A 24,412-nucleotide genomic window follows, 5' to 3' on the forward strand; every position below is an offset into this window, starting at 1 on the left:
TTCTCACAACCTGTGAAAAAGGACTTAGTAACTTATTTAACAAGAACTTTAGTGGCTACGTTGTTTACTACTACAATGTAGATGCCATTTGAAAGAGGTACTGTTACACTGTCTGCGGTAGCAGATGCTCCATATACTCGAACGCCGGTAATAGCGTATATTTCAATGTTCTTTCCAAATGCGTCATCAATGATTACATTGCCGTTTGTCGCGTAAACAGGAGATCCTTCTATCTTAAATAACTCAGGTGTTGAAGTGGCATCACTTAATTCAATAACTTTAACATTATCCAGATAGTATGTCATTTCCGGAATGGTTCCCATGTCAAAATTCAATTGAACCGCGTTGGCAGGTCCTGCGATTAATGGACGACTTGGATCTCCGTAAGTATATTCAAATCTGAAGTTAGTCCAATTCTCATCTGTATCTATATCTTCCCAGTATTGGTTATCGATAAATTGATCCGCAGCACTTGTTGAAATTCGCATTTTCCCAACACCTTCGGAACGGATATCAAATGATACCGCATAATGCTTGCCTTCTTCAAGAGGAATAACAGGCGTTGTAAATTGAAGACTCCAGGCATCAGTACCGGTACCTGCTACCAATTTAACCATATTTACACTGTTATCATCAAGAGTATTGTTACTTGCCAGTAACTCCAATTCATCAACAGGTCCATTTGTAAGATTCCATTCAGTTAATAGAGCAGCCTTGTCAGCATAGCCATCGAAACTTCCGGCAGGAAATACATTTATTGGTCCAGTTTCACCATTTTCATCACCGTTCTCGTCCTCAAGGATGGTATATACCCTCACGTTGTCAAAATAATACTCAACATCAGCTATGTATCCAATGTCAAATCGAATACTTAATTCTTCTCCAATGGCGGTGTAGGGTCCAAATGATAACTCAACCCATTCATTAGAGGTGTTAAAATCTGGTAAATACTGATTGCTTAACTGATTGTCGCCAAGAGATATCCTTCCCTGACCAGCCACATTGGAACGGACTTGGAATGTAATGGTGTACTCCTTATCAATTGTAATGTCCAAAGTAGGAGATACCAATTGTGCATCCCATGCATTAGTTGCATTGTCCCTGGCAACAGCCTTAATCATTTGTGTGCTTGTGGCATCTAGGGTGTTGTCACTTGCAACCAAATCCCATTCTGTACTGTTCCAAAAAGCCCACCCTGTTGCGGCCTTGTCTGCGAAACCTTCAAAATTTCCTGAAGGAAGAATGTTCGTGTAAACGGGTTCTTCTGCGTTCACTAAAACAGAGCACACGAATAGTGCTACAATTAAATTGTAAATTTTCTTCATAATTTTTGTTGTTTAAGATGTTAATTTTTATGCAATAACAAATTTAAATAAAAAAATGTATTAATTGATAAAAAAAGATGAGAAAAGTGTATTCTGTTCTGTTTCGGTTTATTTTGGTGGGCTTTGAGATGCTTTAAAGATTTGTTAAATTATTCCAAAACATAGACGTCGGTTATTCTATTTTAGCACTTTATTCTGCGTTTTGGTTTGTTAGTTGTTGTCAATGTGAGAGTTGTATGGATTAAGGCCGTGGTTTATAATGGTTCTAGAACCTTAGTATTACATGGTTCAAAATTGCTTGAAATTTCTATGCTTGAATTCTTTTTATCTTATTTTTAAACACTAATTATTCAAATTTGCAAATGGATATTTGCGATTCTGTTGTATATTTGTGAATATTATTTAAGTAATGTGTATTTTTATTTGGGTTGTGTTTGGGTGCAACGCAATTTTTTATTGAATAATAGTGTCTGATACGTGAGGTTTATACGATTTTGTGTGAATTTCACTTTTATTTTACAAACAAATGCACACGTGTGCATTCGCTGTTATGAAACGAATTACTATTAAAGACATAGCCAAAGAGCTTGGTTTACACCATTCTACTGTATCAAGAGCATTGAGATTTAGCTCTGTAATTAATCCTGCAACAAGAGACAGGGTTATTAACTATGCAGAGAGCAAGGGGTACCAGGTAAATCGAAATGCTTTGCAGTTGAGGGGTTTAGGGAGCAATATTATAGGTGTAATCGTTCCAAATATTCATCATAACTTCTTTTCAAATTTTGTTAGTAATATCACAAGAAAGGCGTTTGAATCCGGATATATTGTTGCTGTTTTTCAATCTGAAGAATCACTGAAGCAAGAAACTGAGATTATTCACTCAATCATACAGCAAAATCTTGCAGGTGTTGTCTCATCTCATTCAATGGAGACTCAGGATACTAGCCACTTTAATCTTTTGGAAAAATATAAGATTCCGTTGGTTTGTTTTGACCGGGTGAATTCATCGTTGAAAAAGTCTTCGGTGGTGCTTAAAAATGAGTCTGCTCTTAAATCAGTGGTTATGAGACTAGGAAAGGAAGGCTATTCTAAAGTAGCCTATTTCTCGGGTTCATCTTCCATTCAATTGTTCAAGGACAGGCAAAGGGGTTATACATTGGGCGTTAAGGAGATTAAATCGTCTTATTTAAACTGCATAAACATTCCGGGTGCTTTCAGTGTGCAGAAAGGGAAAGAGATAGCAAAGGAGCTTTTTCGGATTAGAGAAAAACCAGATGCTATTGTTTTTGATTCTCATTTTTTAGCCCTTGGTGCATTGAATTATTTAAAGGAGAGTGAACCGGATAGACTAAAAACCATCGGCATAGCCAGCTTTGGTGCGGATACTTTTTCACCTGTGTCGTCCATCAAAACATTAATTATAAAACAGCCGGAGAAAGAAATGGCAGAAATGGCTTTTAGTCTATTAATGGAGGCCATCAGACATCCGGATGATCATGATATTAAGACCATGGAATTTAACGCAGAAATTATTGATAATAATATAAAATAGAAATCATGCTAAAAGGGATATCACCACTTATCAGCCCTGAATTACTGAGTATTCTTGCCCGTATGGGGCATGGCGATGAAATAGTGTTGGCCGATTCACATTTTCCGGGTGAATCATTTAATAAAAGAGTGATTCGGGCAGATGGGCTTCGAATTCCAGATATACTCGAGGCTGTATTGCCTCTGTTTGAACTGGACAGTTATGTCCCTCATCCGTTAATTATGATGGCAGCCGTTGATGGTGATGTGCTGGATTCCAGCGTGGAGGAACAATATATAAAAGCTGTGCAAAAAACCAATCCGCAGATTAATGGAGTGAAACGCATTGAACGTTTTGCTTTTTATGAACGCTCCAAAGAGGCCTTTGCAGTAGTTATGACAGGAGAAACGGCCAAGTATGGAAATATTATTCTAAAAAAAGGGGTAACTCCTTTGGGTTAACGATCACCTTTTTGCTTAATGCCAGCCATGATCTTAATAGTGAGAAAAATATTAAAATGATATAGATATGAAACAAATTGTTAGTTTTCTTTTTTTGATGATGATTATTAGTTCATGTAGTAATGAACAAGCTCATTCGGATCTGAAACTATGGTATTCTGAGCCTGCTACCATGTGGGAAGAGGCATTGCCTGTTGGAAATGGTCGTTTGGGCGCAATGGTATTCGGAATTCCTGATGAAGAACTTATTCAATTAAATGAGAATACCATTTGGGCAGGAAGTCCTAACAGAAATGATAACCCTGGTGCATTAGAAATACTGCCTACAATTCGGCAGCTGATTTTTGACGGGAAGTTTATTGAAGCACAAGATATGGCCAATGAGAACATTATATCAAAGAGATCTCATGGAATGCCATATCAAACAGCGGGTAATTTAAGACTTAATTTTCAGGGACATGAAAATTACACTTCTTTTTACAGAGATTTAGATATTGAAAAAGCAATTGCCACAACTCTTTATTCGGTTGATGGAACTAAGTTTAAGCGCGAAGTATTCTCATCGTTTACAGATGAGGTTACAGTGGTTCGTTTAACTGCCAATAAGCCCGGATCCATCAGTTTTACATCAACAATGGATCGTCCCGGGCATGTTGAAGTCAGCACCATTGGTAACGATATGATTAGAATGAGTGGAGTCACCAGCAGCCATGAAACGGTTGAAGGGAAGGTGGAGTTCGTGGTGTTGAGTAAATTTATCAACGATGGAGGTACGGTCTCCGCTGTCAATAATGAAATTAGGGTTGAAAACGCCAACAGCGTAACCATATTGGTATCCATAGGAACAAACTTCATAAACTATACCGATATTAGTGGTGATGCGCAGCAGGTTGCTGAGAAATATTTAAACGAAGCAATTGGTGGAGATTATAATCAGATGCGTAGTTCACATGTTGCTTTCTACCAGGAGTATTTTAACCGCGTTTCTTTGGACTTAGGACAAACGGATTCCATAAAGAATCCCACTGATGTTCGAATCGAACAGTTTAGCAGGGGATATGATCCTTCTTTGGCCGCCATGTATTTTCAGTTTGGTCGTTACCTGTTAATCACTTCATCGCAGCCGGGCACGCAGCCTGCAAACCTACAGGGGATTTGGAATGATCAACTTTTCCCGGCATGGGACAGTAAATATACTTTGAACATTAATGCTGAAATGAATTACTGGCCGGCTGAACCAACCAACTTAAGTGAATTGCATGAGCCATTTATTCAAATGATACGTGAGCTTTCAGAAGCCGGAAGGGAAACTGCCAAAACAATGTATGGAGTCAATGGATGGGTAACTCACCATAATACCGATATCTGGAGAATTACTGGTGCCGTGGACGGTTCCTACTGGGGAATGTGGCCAATGGGTGGCGTATGGCTGAGTCAGCACTTGTTTGATAAATACGAGTATAGCGGCGATGTTGAGTATCTGCGATCAGTTTATGATATTTTAAGAGGTGCAGCAGAGTTCTGTGTCGAATTCATGGTTGAAGAGCCTGAAAACGGATGGATGGTTGTAGTGCCTTCTAATTCGCCTGAAAATTCGCCTACCATTCACTATCAATCATCAATAGCAGCTGGAACAACCATCGATAACCAGTTGGTTTTTGATTTGTTTACAAAAACCATCAGGGCGGCTGAGATTTTAGGAATTGAGGAGGATTTAATTCCTGAAATGGAAAGAATCCTTGACCTGTTGCCTCCTATGCAGATTGGTCAGCATGGACAACTCCAGGAGTGGATGCACGACTGGGATAGCCCGGATGACAAGCACAGGCATGTTTCACATCTATATGGGTTGTTCCCTTCAAATCAAATATCGCCATTTCAAAATCCTGAATTGGCCGACGCTTCCAGAACTAGTCTTATCCATCGTGGCGACCCATCAACAGGGTGGTCAATCAACTGGAAAATTAACTTGTGGGCACGTCTGCTTGACGGAAATCATGCTTATAATCTCATGAGGGAGCAAATCAAACTTGTAGGACGCGAAGAGAATGCCAGAGCCCATTCTGAGATGGGTGGAACATACCCAAATATGTTTGATGCTCATCCTCCATTCCAAATTGACGGAAATTTTGGATTTACGTCCGGACTGACTGAGATGCTTGTGCAAAGCCACGATGGTGCGATTCATCTGATTCCTGCACTGCCCGATGTGTGGCCAAATGGACGGGTTACCGGTCTGAGAACTCGTGGAGGATTCGAAATTGTTGAGTTGGAGTGGAAGAATCATGAAATAACAAAAGCTGTAATTAAATCTACTCTGGGAGGGAACTTACGGATTCGAGTAGCCAACGAAATTGACCTAAAAGGACAAGGAGCAATGTCGGTTGCGCAAGGCAATAATAGCAATCCTTTTTATCAGTTGCCTGAAATTAAGAGACCTTTAATTTCTCCATCAGCCAACCTGAATGAGTTTGATGTACCAGAGGTTTATATGTACGATATTAGTACAGAAAAAGGAAGAGAATATACCATTGTTAAACGATAGTGGATAAAAACATAGATTTATGTCAAAGCCAAAACTTGTTGAAAAGAAATATCTCTTCCCTTTTATCATCGTAACAAGCTTGTTTGCATTGTGGGGATTTGCCAATGATATAACAAATCCTTTGGTTGCAGCTTTTAGAACCATCATGGAAATTCCCAATGCAAAGGCAGCTATGATACAGTTTGCTTTTTACGGGGGGTATGCAACCATGGCCATACCGGCAGCATTGTTCGTGCGCAGATTTAGTTATAAAAAGGGAATTATTCTTGGATTGGCTCTATATGCAACGGGTGCTTTACTTTTTATTCCCGCAGCGCAGTTCGAAATGTTTGGTTTTTTCCTTGCATCGCTCTACATACTAACATTTGGATTGGCCTTTTTGGAAACAACGGCCAATCCATACATTCTTTCCATGGGTGATGAAAGAACCTCAACCCGACGGTTGAATCTGGCGCAGTCATTTAATCCTTTGGGCTCAATTCTTGGCATGTTTGTGGCTTCAAACGTCATATTGGCTTCGTTGCAGTCCGACTTACGGGACAGCTCCGGAAACTTAATTTTTGAATCATTAGAATTCGCTGAACGTGCCGCCATTCGCACCCACGATCTGGCTGTGATACGCGACCCCTATGTGGCATTAGGTTTGGTCGTTATTGGCATGATAGTGGTTTTTCTGATTGCAAAAATGCCACATACCCGCGATGAGAATCCAAATTCGTCGGTTAGAGCCTCTTTTAAACGATTGTTTAAAAATACGATTTATCGACAAGGGGTTATCGCCCAAGTGTTTTATGTGGGAGTTCAAATCATGTGCTGGACGTTTATTATTCACTATGCCGAAGATCTTGGACTATCCAAAGCTACTGCTCAGAGGTATAATATGGTGGCTATGGCTCTGTTTATATCTTTTAGGTTCATAAGCACTTTCCTGATGCGATACTTCAATTCGCGAAAGCTATTGATGATTTTCGCAATTGGAGGAATTATTTCCATCTCTGGAACGATATTGATTCAGGGCATGGGAGGTTTGTATTTCCTTATCGCAACATCTGCATTTATGTCGCTTATGTTTCCCACCATTTATGGTATTTCACTTGAAGGCATTGGTGAGGATACCACCCTTGGTGCTGCAGGGCTGGTTATGGCCATTGTGGGAGGGGCACTCATGCCCCCTTTACAGGGCATGATTATAGATTTTGAATATGTATTGGGTTTTTCGGCTGTAAATTTATCATTTATCCTGCCGCTCATATGCTTTGTCGTAATTGCAAGGTTTGGATTCGTTACATCAAAAGAATATCAAAAATAGATAGTTATATATGGAATCAGATACAGAGAAAAATATTGGCGCAGAAAGCGTTCCGAAAGTCACGCTTAGCAATGGCGCAAAGATTCCGGTTTTGGGTCTGGGAACTTTTGGTTCCGACAATTACAATGCAAATCAGATTGCCGAGGCCGTTGATTTTGCTATCAGAAAGGGATACAGACACATTGATTGCGCTTCGGTATATATGAACGAACCTGAAATTGGGAATGCAATTTCAGGATTGCTCAACGAGGGAGTTGTAAAGCGCGAGGAGCTCTGGGTTACTTCCAAAGTTTGGAATGATGCCCATGATGAGGTTGTTGAGTCATGTAAGAAGAGTTTAAACGACTTAAAGCTTGATTATCTGGATCTTTATCTGGTGCATTGGCCGTTTCCGAATTATCATGCTCCCGGTTGCGACGGCGATGCTCGCAACCCTGATTCACGACCATATAATCATGAAAAATATATGGAGACCTGGCGCCAAATGGAAAAGTTGGTGGAGATGGGTTTGGTAAAATCTATTGGTACGTCCAATATGACCATTCCAAAAATGGAGTTGTTATTAAGAGATGCCAAAATTAAGCCGGTGGTAAATGAAATGGAGTTGCATCCCCATTTTCAACAATCTGAGTTATTTAATTATTTGGCTGAAAGGAATATTCAGCCAATTGGCTATTCGCCAATTGGCTCCCCTAAAAGACCGGAGCGCGACAGAACGAAGGAAGATACTGTTGATATTGAAGACCCGGTGATTGTAAAAGTCGCAGAAAGATTGAATTTGCATCCTGCTGAAGTCTGTATTAAGTGGGGAGTTCAAAGGGGGGAAGTGGTAATACCATTTTCTGTTTCGCCTGCAAAAATAGTAAATAACCTTAAAGCAGTCACCGGGGAGTCCATCACCAATGAGGAGATGAAGCAAATTGCCGGCATCGATAAAAATTGCCGTTTGATTAAAGGACAGGTTTTTTTATGGGAAGGCGCAAAAGGTTGGGAAGCGTTATGGGATTTAGATGGTAAAATATCAAATTAAAGGAGAAAGAATATATGGAAACAAGTATGAAAGCAGCATATCTTCCGGGTAATAGTACCGTGGATTTTAAAGACGTTACCATACCACAGCCCGGTCCGGGTGAAGTTCTCATCAGAATGAAAGCTTCTACAATTTGTGGTAGCGATATACGAGCCATTTACCGTGAACACCTGGGAAAAGGGCCGGAAGCATATCAGAATAAAATTGCAGGACATGAGCCTTGTGGACAAATCGTTAAATGTGGATCAAATACTAAGCGGTTTAAAGAAGGCGATCGGGTAGTGATTTATCATATCTCAGGATGCGGCGTGTGTAATGATTGTCGCAGAGGTTATATGATTTCTTGTACCAGTCCGTCGCGTGCAGCCTATGGCTGGCAACGGGATGGAGGAATGGCTCCGTATATTGTTGCAGAGGAGAAGGATTGTGTATTGTTACCAGATGAACTTACCTATGTGGATGGTGCACAAATTGCCTGCGGATTTGGAACTGTTTATGAAGGCCTCGAAAGGATCGGGGTGTCGGGAAATGACGCCGTTCTGGTAGTTGGTTTGGGGCCAGTAGGACTTGCTGCTCTGATGCTTGCCAAAGCAATGGGAGCGAATCACCTGGTGGGAGTAGATACCGTTAAAGAGAGATGCGATATTGCCAAAAATCTGGGATTGGCCAATCAAACTTTTGTTTCCGGTTCTGAGACGCTTCAAGAGGTTCTGAATACAACCTATCAAAATCAAGGGTTTGAAAAAACCGTCGATTGTTCCGGCAACACCCACGGGCGTCAACTTTGTATCAGAGCAACCAGAAAATGGGGCAAAATGGTTATGATTGGCGAGGGAGGTACGGTTGAGTTCAATCCAAGTCCCGACATCATTCATGATCAAATATCCATTCATGGTTCCTGGGTAACCAATATCTGGCGAATGGAGGAGTTGGTGGAGCGTTTGGTCAGATGGGGCATTCATCCTGAAGATCTGGTAACGCACCGATTTTCGCTAAATGAAGCAGATAAGGCCTATGAGCTTATGAATGAAGGGAAATGTGGTAAAGTGGCGATTGTGTTTGATGAGGAATTAAAAGGTTAAAGATGCCAAGATCGAGACGATTATATCTCACATGAAGCCAATTATTTAAGAGCTGGATTTATACTCATGAATGAATTTTTATTTCAGTGAATTCTCTGTATTAGCAAAAAAACATGGAATCGCACATTAAATTTCGAATTACCTAAATTAATATGAAAGCTATGAAAAGTCGAACCTTACGAGTAACACTGTTTTTGGTCATCTCTTTCATGATGATTCAAAATAGTTTTGCTCAAAGACCCATCATCCAAACTAAGTACACCGCTGATCCGGCACCTATGGTTTATAACGATACTGTGTTTTTGTATACGGGTCACGATGCTGATGATGCCATGGGATTTAAAATGTTTAATTGGTTGTTGTATACATCAACCGATATGGTGAATTGGACAGATCATGGTGTGGTAGCATCGTTAGATAATTTTGATTGGGTTCCATACGACAATGGAGCATGGGCTCCTCATTGTATCGAACGCAATGGGAAGTTTTATTTTTATTGTCCCATTCCCAATGGGATAGGGATAGGGGTTTTAGTCGCCGATAGCCCGTATGGTCCTTTTGTGGATCCGCTTGGAAAGCCTTTGATTCAGAATAGCCATCATGATATTGACCCGGCTGTTTTCATCGACGATGATGGACAGGCCTACTTGTATTGGGGAAATCCAAAAGTTTACTATGTGAAACTTAATGAGGATATGATTTCATATTCCGGAGATATTATGGTAGAAGAAACTACACCTGCAAACTATCAGGAGGGTCCTTGGGTTTGGAAACGCAATGAGCATTATTACATGGCTTATGCATCTACATGTTGCCCCGAGGGAATTGGTTATGCCATGAGTAGTTCGCCCACAGGTCCATGGGGGTATAAGGGTATGATTATGGACGCAACAGAACTTAGCAGGGGCAACCATCCCGGAATTATTGAATTCAAAGGGAAATGGTACTGCTTTGGCCACAGTTACGATTTACTTAAACTAACAACCACTAAATTTTACGAGCGCCGCTCGGTGATGCTCGATGAAATGATCTATAACGCTGATGGAACCATACAAAACCGTCCTTACTGGACGGTAGAAGGTCCGGAACAAGTGGGAACTCTAAATCCTTTCAAACGTGTTGAAGCGGAAACAATGGCCTGGAGCGAAGGGGTTAAAACCAGATCTGAAACGGAATGGGAAGGCGATTTTGATTGGGCAAGGGGAGAGAGAATTGCTGATCGTAAATTTGTAACCTCAATAAATCATGGTGATTACATTATGGTAAAAGGGGCTGATTTTTCTACTGGTGCAAAGACGGTTGAGGTGAGTGTTGCATCACTTTATGGAGGAAAAATTGAAATAAGGGTTGATAAACTCGATGGCCCAATTATAGCAACAGTTGATGTAAATACCTCGCGGGAAGGTGGCATTTGGAGAACTTTTTCAGCACCTGTAAACGAACATGCAAAAGGTGTTCGCGATGTCTATTTTGTTTTTAGGGGAGAAAAAGATCTGTTCGATTTTGACTGGTGGAAGTTCAATCAATAGATCGTTAGACTTTTAGATTATTAGATATAAGACACAAGTAAGCTTTTTATTATCAGTTGATTAAATATTATCGCAATAGATTTATAAGTGCTTGATAATTAGGCAAATAAAGAAATATTAACGAGCTATTATTCAATTAAACGCTTAAATATCTAACTCAAAGAAATATTAATTATGAAGTTCTATGGCAATTTTTTTCGATTTCTCTTATCGTTCCTGATGTTTTTAAGTTTCGGGATATATGCACAACAGAATATCTCTTTAATAGTGAACGAGCCCAGGGTTGTTGAAGATGGGGGAACAGGTGATTATAGCGCTATTATGTACACGGATGGTTCTTTAATTACTCATACCATTTTTCGACCAATGAATCTTGATGTTTTTGGAGATCAATATAAATTACCAATCATTGTATGGGGCAATGGCGCATGCGCCAATTCTCCCTGGGAGCATATTAATTTTCTGTCGGAAGTGGCCTCACACGGATTTCTGGTAATTGCCATAGGCCCTATGCCACATGAAGGGCAAGAGCAAGGAGGCGGCAGGTCTGTTTCCTCCCAACTTACTGATGCCATTGACTGGGCAATTGCTCAAAGCAGTAAAAGCGAAAGTGAATTCTACAATAAAGTTGATGTATCGAAAATCTCGGTCAGCGGGATGTCGTGTGGTGGATTACAAGCTCTTGAGGCAGCTCCCGATCCAAGGGTAACCACAGCCATTATATGCAACAGTGGAATACTGCCTAATCCGGGTGGAGGAATGCCGGGTATGCCGGCATTATCCAAAGATCATCTGGAAAAACTACACACACCAACACTTTATTTGCTTGGTGGAGAGTCGGATATTGCCTATAATAACGGGATGGACGATTTCAATCGAATCAATCATGTGCCTGTTTTTGTAGCCAATATGGATGTTGGCCACGGCGGAACCTATCGTCAACCACATGGCGGAGAGTTTGCCATTATAGCAACTGCATGGTACAAGTGGCAGCTTAAGGGTGACGAAAAAGCTGGAAAAATGTTTACCGGCAACCCCTGTCTTCTTTCAAAATCGGAAGTTTGGACTGTTGATAAAAAGAATCTACAGTAGTTTCGCAGATAAGTAATAATTAAATAGGTGATTGTGAAATATGCTTATGGCATATTTCAAACCTTTAGAAATATGGGTGGGTTCCGCCTGACTAAAGAATTTTTAAATATTACACAATGAAGAGATTATTTATCCTCATTTCAATATGCATAATCGCATTGAATTCTGAGGCACAGGATCGGCCTCCACACCCCGAGCTGGAGAATCCTGCCATACAAGGCATTAATAAAGAACTGCCAAGAGCTTCCTTTAATAGTTATGCAAGCAGGGAGCTGGCTTTAAAGAATAATAGGGAAGCTTCTGACAGGTTTACCTCATTAAATGGTACATGGAAATTCAATTTTGTAACCGGGGTTTCGAACCGGATAAAGAATTTTGCCGATGTAAATCTCGATATTTCAGGTTGGGATGATATCCCTGTTCCCTCGAACATGGAGATGCATGGTTACGGCTATCCCATATATACAAACGTTAGTTATGAATTTTATCCAAATTGGAATTTTAAGCCGCCCTATGTTAATGATTTAGAAAAGAATAACATTGGGTATTACCGACGTGATTTCGAAGTTCCCCAATCGTGGGAAGATATGCAGGTTTTTGTTTATTTCGGTTCTATCAAATCGGTGGGCTTTGTATGGGTGAACGGTCAGCGGGTTGGTATGAGTAAGGACAGTAAAACACCGCAGGAATTTGATATAACTCCGTATGTAAAGCCCGGTAAAAACTCAATTGCCGTGGAGGTGTTCCGCTGGAGCGATGCTTCCTACCTCGAATGTCAGGATTTTTGGCGTTTAAGTGGTATTCCGCGTGAAGTGTTTGTGTATGCACAGCCAAAGGTTCGGCTGCGTGATTTTTATGCAAAAGCAACACTGGACGAGAGCTATGTGAATGGTGTTTTCGATCTCGATGTAGAACTGAAAAACCATACCGGAAATTCAACATTGAAATCATTCAGTTATGAAATAATCGATAACAAGGGTCAATCTGTGGCTTCAGATTCGAAATCTATTGAGATTGTTGATTCTGTTGGACATCTGAACTTTAAGGCTACGATACCTGACGTTGACTCATGGACTGCTGAAACGCCTAATTTGTACACTCTATTGCTTACTTCGAAAGACCAATCCGGTAATATTACCGAGGCAGCATCAATTAGAATTGGTTTTCGAACAAGTGAGATCAAGAACGGGCAATTTTTGGTAAATGGGGAGCCGGTTCTTATTAAGGGAGTTAATATGCACGAGTTTTGTCCCATTAACGGACAGGTGGTTGATGAAGAAACCGTCATGCTTGATCTGAGACGAATGAAAGAACTTAATGTTAATGCTATTAGGTTGAGCCATTATCCGCAGCCCAGTTTCTTTTACGATCTTGCCGATAAATATGGTTTTTATGTGGTTGATGAAGCCAATATTGAATCGCACGGAATGGGCTATGATAGAGCAAAAGGGAGGAGTCTTGGGAATAATCTCGATTGGACAGAAGCGCATATTTTCCGTACGCGTAACATGTTTGAGCGCTCTAAAAATCACCCGTCGGTGGTTATCTGGTCATTGGGAAATGAGGCCGGTAATGGCTATAATTTTTATAAGACGTACCTGTTTATTCGTAGTCGCGACGAAATGCGTCCAATCCAATATGAGCAGGCAGGTCTCGAATGGAATACCGATATCGTTGCTCCAATGTATGCAAGGCCTCACAATATTGAGCATTATGCTCAAAACCATACCGATAGACCATTGATTCTCTGCGAATACGCTCATGCTATGGGTAACAGCATTGGAAACCTGAAGGATTATTGGGAGATTATTGAGAAATACCCGCAATTACAGGGTGGTTTTATATGGGACTGGGTTGACCAGGGCCTTGCCAATGAAAATGAAAAGGGAGAGTTTTGGGCTTATGGAGGAGACTATGGACCGGAAGGAACCCCCTCAGATGGAAATTTTGTTATCAATGGAGTGCTTTTCCCCGACAGAAGCATTAAGCCTCATAGTCTGGAAGTAAAGCACGTATATCAGAATATCGGTTTTGAACCGGAAAATATTGAGGAGGGTCAAATAACCATCACCAACAAGTTCTTCTTTACAAATTTGATTGATTACGCTTTTAGTTACGAAATTACAGCAAACGGGAAGGTAGTCCGAACCGGAAAACTTTCCGTTTTAGATATCCCACCGGGTCAATCTAAAACGGTAAATATCGATTTGCGGCGCATAAAGGCAAAACCCGGTGTTGAGTATTTTATCATTCTTTCGGCCAAAACCAAAAAAGCTGAAAATCTTTTACCGGCAGGGTGGGAGATAGCATCGCAACAAATAAAACTACCCGTTGAAGCACCCAGAGCTCAGTTCGACATAACAAAAGCAGGAAAAGTTTCCTATAGTGAAGGCGCTTCGATAAACATTACAGGAAGGGATTTTTCTCTGGCAATTGATTCCGAAACAGGAATTATAACTTCCTATAAGAGCAAGGGAAAAGAGTTGTTCCTTAATGGTTTTGGCCCCCGACCTGCGTTTTGGCGCGCTCCTATCGATAACGATTATTTATGGAGAATGCAACAGAGATGCCGCCTATGGAAAGAGGCATCTGAACAATTGCCTGTTGCGGCAAGTGTGAGAGCAAACCAACTTGGAAATGCTGTTCAGGTTGAAGTGGTTTATAATCTTGATTCGTTACAATCAATCTGGACAACAAAATATACCATAATGGGTAATGGTATGATTAAGATAGATAATGAGTTGATTACATTTGGTGACGATGTACCCATTATCCCACGTATGGGAATGAAGATGCAATTACCTGCGGATTTAACCCAAGTGGAGTATTTCGGAAGAGGCCCCTGGGAAAATTACTCCGATCGAAACTCATCAACTTTTATAGGTCGTTACAAAACAACTGTAGCAGATATGTACGTACCGTATGTACGTCCACAGGAAAATGGTCATCGCACGGATGTACGCTGGTTAGCGCTTAGCAGGAAGGATGGCACCGGACTTTTAGTGGTTGCAGATTCGATCATAGAATTTAATGCTTTGAACAACCCCATTGAAGATTTTGATGCTGGCATGAATAAAGACTCTAACCTTCGCCATATTAACGATATTAAACCTCAAGATTTAGTTGAATTGCATATTGATTATCGGATGATTGGAGTAAGTGGAGATGAGCCTTGGGGATCGCCACCGCACGAACCATACCTCTTAAGGCCAAGTGCCGAAGGTCATAAATATAGTTTTACTTTGGTTCCTGTAAGCTCTGTCAGAGATATAGAATCAAAAGCCATTCTACGATATTAATTGCATTAGAAAGGAATTGTTTCTATGAAAAATCTTAAAGTACTATCTGTTTTATTGTGTGTTTTGATTTACTCTTGCAGTTCTTCTAAGGATCAGGATAAGTCATCTGCTGCTTTTTCTAAAGACACAGCATTACCTTTTCCCGGGCATTTGGTAACGTTAACCGATTCCTGGGTGAAAGAGCGTGAACAGCTAAATACAGCCTATTTAAGGTCTCTTGACAGCGACAGGTTGCTTCATAATTTCAGAGAAAATGCAGGATTACCAACCAATACGAAACCTCTTGATGGTTGGGAAGCTCCGTGGATTGGCCTTAAAGGTCACTTCACTGGGCATTACCTCTCTGCTGCTTCTTTTTTAGTAGCAAGGTATGGGGATTCTGATTTTTTGGAGAGAATAAATTACATGGTGGATGAACTTTATAAATGTCAGATGGTATTTGGGAATGGCTATCTAAGTGCATTTCCTGAAAGAGATTTTGACGTGTTAGAATCTCAGTTTGGTGGGGTTTGGGCTCCTTATTATACATACAACAAAATCATGCAGGGCTTGCTGGATGCATACATTTTTGCAGGCAATCAAAAGGCTTTGGATATGGTGAAACAAATGGCTGCATATGTAAAGATGCGCATGTCGAAACTTGATGAGGAAACCATTGAAAAAGTTCTCTATAGTGCTGGAGCTAATCCAATGAATGAAGCGGGGGCAATGAATGAGGTGCTTTACAAACTATATGCAGTGACAAACGATTCTGCTCACTTGGAATTGGCTCAACTCTTCGACCGTGATTGGTTCCTTAAACCAATGGCAAATAATGAAAACATCTTGTCGGGTCTCCATTCCAATACACATATTGTACTGGTTAATGGTTTTGCAGAGGCATATCCTATAAATAATAATGAGAAGTATCGCAACGCCGTGATAAATTTTTGGGATATGTTAATCAATTATCATGTGTACGCTAATGGCTCTAGTAGTGGACCCCGACCTAACGTTATAACACCTACTTCATTAAGTGCTGAACACTGGGGTGTGCCGGGGATGTTGAGCAATACCATGACAAAGGAAATTGCTGAAACTTGCGTTTCGCATAATACTCAGAAGATCTCAAAGTCATTGTTCTCCTGGACTGCTGACCCAAAATATGCAGATGCCTATATGAATACTTTTTATAATTCAATTATGGCATTACAAAGTGCCCGCTCAGGCAAGTGTGTTTACCATTTGCCTTTGGGCTCGCCCAGGCAAAAGCAGTTTCTAGAAGAAAATGACTTTCATTGTTGCAATGGTTCTTCAATTGAGGCTTTTGCCCAACTTAATTCAGGAATCTATTTTCACCACGACTCAATATTATGGATAAATATGTATATCCCATCAAAGCTAAATTGGGCCGAATTGGATGTGGAAATCGAACAAACAGGAGATTTCCCTCATAGCACATTGGTGGAGTTTAATGTTTCAACATCAAAAGAGAGAGAGTTAGACCTCAGATTTTTTATTCCTTCATGGGCACACAACGTTACCGTTTCTGTTAATGATGAAATACAAAATATTAATACTAAGCCGGAATCATTCCTCAGTTTAAATCAACGATGGAATGATCAAGACAAAATTAGTTTGTCTTTTGAGTATGACTTTCATCTTAAAACCATGCCCGACGATGAGAATGTGATCGCCTTGTTTTATGGCCCTGTCTTATTAGCATTTAAAAGTGGTAATGAATTGATTTTAAAAGGAGATCATGAATCAATTTTGGCTAATCTGGTTTCTGAAAATGATCTGTTTTATCTTAATAACAACGGGTCAACTTACACCTTAAAACCTTTATTTGAGATAGAGGATGAAGTTTATGGAGTGTATGCGACAATAAGAAGTTTTTAAACAAGATTGGTTTTTATTTGAGAGTCTAATTTATATAAATGAGAGCTTGGCTTCCAGGAAGGCAAGTGATTATAATAAATATCCAATTTTTAGATAAGGTGAAAGAACACGGGGCTTAAGTAATTACATATAAATGAGATTATAAATATATTATTATGAAAGCTATTTTTCTGTTAAGTGTAGCTCTTTTCTTTTTGAGTTGCCAAAACCAATTTGTAAAGAGCTATTTAAAAGAAAGTAATCGGGTAACTTTTCATACAGATGAGGGAGTTCTGTTAGTATATCCGCTTACGGATAATACCGTTCGGGTGCAATTTACTTTAGAGAACAGCAAGATTCTTCCTGAATTTGTTATACAGAATGACCTTGAAGTGCCGCCTTTTGAAGTTTTTGAAAAAGGAAATATTGTTAGCATATCTCTGGATAGAATGGTTGTTGAGGTCAATAAGAGAACCGGTCAGATTTCTTATGTTGATAAGGAAGGCGAGGTTTTTCTAAAGGAAATGCCTGGTACACGATTATTGAAGCCAGATTCAATAATGGGTGAATCATGCTTTTTTGTAGAGCAAAAATTCGAATCTCCTTCCGATGAGGCCATTTTCGGTTTAGGTCAGTTTCAGGATGGAAACTTTAATCTTAAAGGCCTTACCCGTCGGTTAACTCAGGTAAACAGTCAGATTGTTATCCCATTTGTTTATTCGAACAAGGGCTATGGGTTGCTCTGGCATCAGTATGGATTAACTGATTTTAACCCAACAGACAATTTTGTTCAACTTGAAAAACAAGATGATGCCAATTTAGATCAGGGCAGTATCGCAGAAGTTACTACAACTGCAGGAACACAGAAGGTGGCACAGGATCAGTCTCTTTATACCGGGAGCTTTACTGTGCCCAGAAGTGGAGAATACTCCATCTTTTTAGACTTGGGCGATATGGGTAATCGTCATTATGTGGTTATAAATGGCATTCCAGTTATGGACCAAACCAATATGTGGCTTCCACCTACTGCAGGGGTTCTGGTAAATCTTGAGGCTGGTGAACATGATGTTCAGCTGATATGTAAATCAGATAATGAACCAACCTTATCATGGAAATTGAAGGAGGATGTAACAACCTATCGTTCTCCTCATGCTCAAATGATTGACTACATTGTGTTTTATGGGCCTACGGCCGATGAGGTGATTTCTTCTTACCGTAATCTGACAGGTGTTGCTCCTATGTTGCCTAAGTGGGCCTATGGTTTTTGGCAATGCAGAGAGCGCTATTCTTCATCTAACCAATTGATAGAGAATGTAAAGGAATTTCGTAAACGAAATTTGCCAATGGATGTGATTGTACAAGATTGGCAATATTGGGGAAACAAAGGATGGGGTGTTCCGCAGTTTGACGAGAGGTATTATCCAAATCCCACCGGGTTTATTGGTGAAATTCATGACCTGAATGCACATTTCTGCATCTCAATTTGGTCAAATCCTGACATCAATTCTGAATTGGGAAGAGAGTATCAACGCAACAACCACTTTATACCTAACACCAACTGGTTGGACTATTTCAATCCCAAAACTCGAAAAGCGTACTGGAATACATTGTACGAGAATATGTTTGTTCACGGCCTAGATTCCTGGTGGATGGATGCTGTTGAGCCGGAAAATGATGCCCTAACCGGAGAGATGACGCACATTGGCCCGGGCGACTTTTATCGGTTAATATATCCTCTTCTGGTTAGCCAGTCTGTTTATGAAGGTCAGCGAGAAGTCACTTCTGATAAAAGGGTTTGTATTTTAACCCGATCTGCTTTTGCTGGACAACAAAGATATGGAGTCATTAATTGGTCCGGTGATGTTGGCGGCACCTGGGACGAATACAGGCGTCAAATTGTTGCCGGACTGAACTTCACAATCACAGGGTTGCCCTATTGGACAACCGATATTGGAGGCTTTTTCCGACCCGGGCATTCTCAATACACCGATGAAAATTACCGTGAATTACTAACCCGGTGGTTTCAGTGGGGTGCGTTTAAGCCAATTTTCCGGAACCATGGTTATATGAGTGAAACAGAACCATGGAAATATGGTGAAACAGTAGAGGAAAATATGCGAAAAATGCTGAATCTGAGATATAGGTTACTCCCTTATATTTATTCAGAAGCCTGGCAGGTTACCAGCAGCGGTTCAACCATGATGAGAGCTTTGGTAATGGATTTTAGAGAAGATGAGACGGCTCTCAAACAACCATATCAGTATATGTTTGGGAACGGTATAATGGTGGCTCCGATCATAGAGCCAGGTGTTGACGAATGGGATGTTTATTTGCCAAAATCAGAAGGATGGTATGACTTCTGGACAGGAGAACGTTTTAATGGTAATCAAACCATTAAAACCGATGCTCCGCTAGATGTGATTCCTCTTTTTGTGCAGGCAGGTTCTATTATACCGATGGGGCCCATAATGCAATTCTCAACTGAGAAGCCGGCTGATGAGCTTGAAATTCGCATATATGAAGGAGCGGATGGAGAGTTTGTTTTATATGAGGATGAGAATAATAATTACAATTACGAAGATGGTGTTTTTGAGACCATCACATTTAATTGGGATGATAGTAGCAGGACTTTAACCATCAGTAACAGAAATGGTGCTTTCCCTGGCATGTTGTCAGAGCGAAAATTTAATATTGTAATCGTAAGCAGCAATTTCGGATTCGGAATCGAGCCTTCCGGTTATTATAATGAAAGAGTCGTTTATAATGGAAAGCAAGTATCAATTAATATGTAAATTTTAAAGCTATAATGATGAATGATTTAATGTTAAAACCGAATTTGTTTAGGTGGTTCATTCCCTTTGTTTTTGCGTTTTTGGCATTCCCTTTAATGTCACAAAAAGCAGTTGTTCTATCACCCAATAGCAAAAACGAAGTTATGTTGCTAAGCGAGCAGGATGGCAATACCGGAAGCTGGTATTTACAGGTAAATTATATTAGTGATGACGAAAAATCTGAAGTTATTCCGCGTATTGATTTGGGTCTTATACGCAATGACCAAAGTTTCTCAGATAATCTAAGATTTTTAAAGGCAAGCCGCCCCAAGAGAGTGGTTGAGCAATATACCTCGATACATGGAAAGCGCAGTGAGCGTAGCAATGTGGCCAATGAAGTAGTTATGGAATTTGAGAATTCAGAGCGATCCAGAATAAACGTGGTAGTACGAGCTTATAACGATGGAATTGTATTTCGTTATGAATTTCCAAGGGGTAGTGGAACATATACCATTCTGGATGAATTAACATCTTATCATATTCCGGATAGTACTACAAGGTGGCTTCAGGACTTTGACCTGTCAAACGAACATCTTTATACCAAGATGAAGGATGCACAATCTGGTGGGGATTGGGGATATCCGGCCTTGTTCAATACTCCCGATACCGGCTGTTGGTATCTCATCCATGAGGCAGGATTGGATAGAACCTATTGTGCAACAAAACTAAATAATTCCGAGAACGTGCCTGTATACAAAGTAACTCTTCCCTATCCTCATGAAGGTAAAGGAGAGGCATTACCAACCATCAATTTGCCATGGAAATCTCCCTGGCGCGTTGTAATCATGGGCGCGTTGTCTGATATCGTTGAGTCAACTTTGGTTGATGATGTTTCCAAACCTTCTGTTCTGGAGAACACCGACTGGATAAAGCCCGGGTTGGTTTCCTGGAATTATTGGTCTGACAATCATGGTACAAGGTGCTTTCAAACTGTTGCTGCCTTTACCGATTTAGCTGCTGCCATGGGTTGGCCATATACCCTTTTCGACTGGGAGTGGGATGTTATGTCAAACGGAGGAAATGTTGAGGATGCAGCAAGATATGCACTTTCAAAAGGTGTAAAGCCCTTTTTGTGGTATAACTCTGGCATGTTTCAATGGATTACAGCCACTCCCATTGATCGCATGAAAACACATGAAAACCGGATGGAGGAATTTGCCTGGCTAAAGAGTTTGGGTTTTGTTGGAGTAAAAGTTGACTTTTTCCTCAGCGAAAAGCAATATATGATAGAATATTATCTTGATATTCTTGAAGATGCAGCCAAGTTTGAAATGATGGTGAATTTCCATGGTTCGGTGGTTCCAAGAGGTTGGGCAAGAACATACCCGCACCTGATGACCCTGGAAGGGGTGCGCGGTGCCGAATGGTACAATAACGGGCCTGAGTTTACTACTACAGCACCGGAACACAACAGTGTTATGGCATTCACCCGCAACGTAGTTGGCTCAATGGATTACACACCTGTTACATTCACCAATTCACAATATCCTTCATTAACCTCTTATGGACATGAATTGGCCTTAAGTGTGCTTTATGAATCTGCTCTTCAGCATATGGCTGATCGGCCTGAAGGTTATTATAATTTACCAGACGCCCCCAAGTCATTTTTAAAAGATGTGCCGGTGGCATGGGATGATACAAAATTGTTGGATGGCTATCCGGGACGCGATGTTGTTATGGCTCGTAGAAATGATAAGTTATGGTATGTTGGTGGAATAAATTCTGAAAATGTAGAGAAGAATTATACCTTGAGCTTTGATTTTCTGGATGATGGAGTTGATTATAGAATTGTGTTGATTTCCGATGGAAATCATGATAAGGATTTCTCTACTTATTACTCTGTGGTGAATAAATCAAGCACAATTGATGTAAAAATGTTACGTAGGGGTGGATTTGCAGCCAAACTTCAACCAATGAATAACTAATTATTAACTGTGATACTTGGCCTGGAAGAATTAGTTTCTAATATGGTATTGATTCTCTCAGGCAAGTATACAAGACTAATAATCCAAACTATATGAAACATCCATTTGTATTCACCACAAAGAAAAATCTGAGCGCAATTGATATGCGAACAGTGAGACCTCGCAATGAAGGCAGAAACTTTTTTCATTTTTTGATGACGCGATTGATGCTTATTTATTTATTCTTGTTCTTCATAAGTTCCTCTGCTGTATCTCAATCATATCAGGAAACAGAAACAGGGGTTGTTGTCCATTGTAATTCAATGCAAGTTGAAATTCAGTTCTTCAGCAACTCTATTGTTAGAGTTATTAAATGGCCGGAAGGAACAAATTTCAAAAAAGAGAGTCTTTCAGTTGTTAAATCGCCAGAATCGATCTCTCTGGATATTTCTTCGGAAAATGACTTAATCTCATTGCAGAGCGATGACTTAACGGTTAATTTGAACACAAACAACGGACAAGTCTCTTTTTATAAGAACAACGGCAAAGCCTTGTTAAAAGAGAAGAATGATGGCGCGGTATTCGTTGAAATCGATGATGCTGGAGTAAAATCCTATAGCGTTTCTCAAACTTTTGGTTTGGAAACCGATGAACCGATTTATGGTTTAGGTTTTCAGCAGCAGGGAAGGATGATTCAAAGAAACTTAGAAATGAATATGATTCAGAATAATACTGAGTCTTTTGTCCCTTTCTTTCAGTCGGTTAAAGGTTATGGTCTTTTTTGGGATAATTATTCCCCAACCATCTTTTCCGACTCCACAGAAGCGACTTCATTTAATTCAGAAGTTGGAGATTGCATAGATTATTATTTCATGTATGGTGGCAATGCCGATGGTGTAGTTGCTGAAATGCGTGAGTTAACTGGCCAGGTTCCAATGTTTCCTCTATGGACATATGGCTACTGGCAAAGTAAGGAGCGTTATAAAAGTCAGGAAGAAACTGTTGGAATTGTAAGGAAATACAGAGACTTGGGTGTGCCGCTGGATGGTATAATACAGGATTGGCAGTACTGGGGAAGCAATTATCTTTGGAATGCCATGGAGTTTCTTGATGTTGAGTTTCCAGATCCTCAAAGGTTTGTAAATGAGGTGCATGAACTTAATGCTCATATGATTATTACCATTTGGTCATCATTTGGGCCAAAAACCAAACAGTACAGGGAGCTTGACGCTGGAGGAATGTTGATGAATATATCAACCTGGCCTGAGTCCGGTTCACAGTTATGGCCTCCAAGACTCGATTATCCATCCGGGGTCAGGGTATATGATGCATACCATCCAGAGGCTCGGGATATTTACTGGAAATACCTGAACGAAGGGCTCTTTTCTCTTGGAATTGATGGCTGGTGGATGGATTCAACTGAACCAGATCATTTTAACTGGCAACCTGAGGATTTTGACTTCAACACATATCTTGGCTCATTCAGGAGGGTTCGAAATGCTTATCCACTAATGACTGTAGGCGGAGTTTATAAGAATCAACGAGCTGTAACTTCCGATAAAAGGGTGTTCATCCTTACTCGTTCAGCTTTTGCAGGCCAGCAACGATATGGAGCAAATACATGGACAGGTGATGTTGTTGCATCCTGGAATGCTCTAAGAAATCAAATCTCAGCAGGACTTAATTTTTCTCTATCCGGTATCCCGCATTGGAACAGCGACATAGGCGGATTTTTCCTGTGGGAATATCCTGCCAGACTTGATGACCCTGACTACAGAGAATTGTACGCGCGTTGGATTCAGTTTGGTGCGTTTTGCCCTATGATGCGTTCCCATGGGGCGGAAGCCCCAAGAGAGATTTTTCAGTTCGGAAGCAAAGGGGAACCTGTTTATGATGCCATTGAAAAATTTATTAATTTGCGATATCTTCTACTGCCATACATATATTCTACATCTTGGGATGTGACTGCTAACCAATCAAGTTTTATGCGAGCACTGGTGATGGATTTTGCAAACGATCCAAAGGTTCTTGATATTGATAATCAATATATGTTTGGAAAATCTATTCTTGTATGCCCGGTCACTGAACCAATGTATACCACAAATGGCAGAGAGGATTTTAGCACGGTGAAGTCCTCCGAGGTTTATCTTCCTAAAGGAACAGATTGGATAGATTTCTGGACTGGAGAGAAACATTCGGGTGGCCAAACCATTAAAAAACAAAGCCCGATTGATATCATGCCGCTATATATAAAGGCCGGCTCTATTTTGCCTGTGGGTCCAAAAGTGCAATATGCAACTGAAAAGAAATGGGACAATCTTGAAATACGCATTTATCCCGGTGCCAACGGGAAATTTACTCTCTATGAAGATGAGAAAGATAATTATAATTACGAGGAAGGATACTATTCAACAATAACCTTTTATTGGGATGATGCTAACAGCACATTAACCATTGATGATAGAAAGGGCTCATTTCCCGGTATGCTTAACGAGCGACATTTTAATGTCGTGAAGGTCGAAAAAGGTAAGAATACTGGAATGGTTCCAATGGTAATTGATCGAAAGGTTTTTTACAATGGTGGCAAAATTGAAGTAAAACTTTAAAATAT

At 40.3% G+C, this 24,412-nt stretch carries 14 protein-coding genes; 13 read left to right on the forward strand and 1 reads right to left on the reverse strand.

Annotation, left to right across the window (positions count from 1 at the left end):
* Positions 1–32 precede the first annotated feature (32 nt).
* Entirely contained in the window at positions 33–1,325 is a 1,293-nt protein-coding gene (locus tag B5X70_RS00805) for a carbohydrate binding domain-containing protein (protein WP_079555954.1), read from the reverse strand.
* A 550-nt stretch (positions 1,326–1,875) separates the two neighbouring features.
* Here B5X70_RS00805 and B5X70_RS00810 point away from each other — a divergent pair.
* The 13 genes from B5X70_RS00810 to B5X70_RS00870 all read left to right on the forward strand — a co-directional run bounded on the left by B5X70_RS00810 (position 1,876) and on the right by B5X70_RS00870 (position 24,407).
* Positions 1,876–2,880 (forward strand): LacI family DNA-binding transcriptional regulator, encoded by a 1,005-nt coding sequence (locus B5X70_RS00810; RefSeq protein WP_159449971.1) that lies wholly within the window; start codon positions 1,876–1,878, stop codon positions 2,878–2,880.
* A gap of 5 nt (positions 2,881–2,885) precedes the next feature.
* Entirely contained in the window at positions 2,886–3,320 is a 435-nt protein-coding gene (gene fucU, locus B5X70_RS00815; RefSeq protein ID WP_079555956.1) for an L-fucose mutarotase, read from the forward strand.
* Positions 3,321–3,387: 67 nt separating this feature from the next.
* Positions 3,388–5,865: a glycoside hydrolase family 95 protein gene (locus B5X70_RS00820; protein WP_079555957.1), complete on the forward strand. Its 2,478-nt coding sequence runs from the start codon at positions 3,388–3,390 to the stop codon at positions 5,863–5,865.
* A gap of 19 nt (positions 5,866–5,884) precedes the next feature.
* A complete protein-coding gene (fucP, locus tag B5X70_RS00825) occupies positions 5,885–7,174 on the forward strand; it encodes an L-fucose:H+ symporter permease (RefSeq protein WP_079555958.1) in 1,290 nt (429 codons plus the stop codon).
* Positions 7,175–7,184: 10 nt separating this feature from the next.
* Positions 7,185–8,204: an aldo/keto reductase gene (locus B5X70_RS00830; RefSeq protein ID WP_079555959.1), complete on the forward strand. Its 1,020-nt coding sequence runs from the start codon at positions 7,185–7,187 to the stop codon at positions 8,202–8,204.
* Positions 8,205–8,218: 14 nt separating this feature from the next.
* Entirely contained in the window at positions 8,219–9,286 is a 1,068-nt protein-coding gene (locus tag B5X70_RS00835) for a zinc-dependent alcohol dehydrogenase family protein (RefSeq protein WP_079555960.1), read from the forward strand.
* A 161-nt stretch (positions 9,287–9,447) separates the two neighbouring features.
* Positions 9,448–10,815 carry a glycoside hydrolase family 43 protein gene (locus tag B5X70_RS00840; protein ID WP_079556209.1) on the forward strand — a complete coding sequence of 456 codons (1,368 nt, stop codon included), beginning with the start codon at positions 9,448–9,450 and terminating at the stop codon, positions 10,813–10,815.
* 174 nt (positions 10,816–10,989) lie between these two features.
* Positions 10,990–11,907, forward strand: coding sequence for an alpha/beta hydrolase family protein (locus B5X70_RS00845; RefSeq protein ID WP_088328577.1), 918 nt, complete (start codon positions 10,990–10,992; stop codon positions 11,905–11,907).
* A gap of 116 nt (positions 11,908–12,023) precedes the next feature.
* Entirely contained in the window at positions 12,024–15,206 is a 3,183-nt protein-coding gene (locus tag B5X70_RS00850; protein ID WP_079555961.1) for a beta-galactosidase, LacZ type, read from the forward strand.
* A 24-nt stretch (positions 15,207–15,230) separates the two neighbouring features.
* Positions 15,231–17,087 (forward strand): glycoside hydrolase family 127 protein, encoded by a 1,857-nt coding sequence (locus tag B5X70_RS00855; protein ID WP_079555962.1) that lies wholly within the window; start codon positions 15,231–15,233, stop codon positions 17,085–17,087.
* A gap of 155 nt (positions 17,088–17,242) precedes the next feature.
* Positions 17,243–19,858 (forward strand): glycoside hydrolase family 31 protein, encoded by a 2,616-nt coding sequence (locus B5X70_RS00860; protein WP_079555963.1) that lies wholly within the window; start codon positions 17,243–17,245, stop codon positions 19,856–19,858.
* A gap of 95 nt (positions 19,859–19,953) precedes the next feature.
* Entirely contained in the window at positions 19,954–21,822 is a 1,869-nt protein-coding gene (locus B5X70_RS00865) for a glycoside hydrolase family 97 protein (RefSeq protein ID WP_262481294.1), read from the forward strand.
* Between the two features lie 92 nt (positions 21,823–21,914).
* Positions 21,915–24,407, forward strand: coding sequence for a glycoside hydrolase family 31 protein (locus B5X70_RS00870; RefSeq protein WP_232468414.1), 2,493 nt, complete (start codon positions 21,915–21,917; stop codon positions 24,405–24,407).
* Positions 24,408–24,412 lie beyond the last annotated feature (5 nt).

The sequence above is a fragment of the Alkalitalea saponilacus genome (assembly GCF_900168165.1).
GTDB classification, from domain to species: Bacteria; Bacteroidota; Bacteroidia; order Bacteroidales; family Marinilabiliaceae; genus Natronoflexus; species Natronoflexus saponilacus.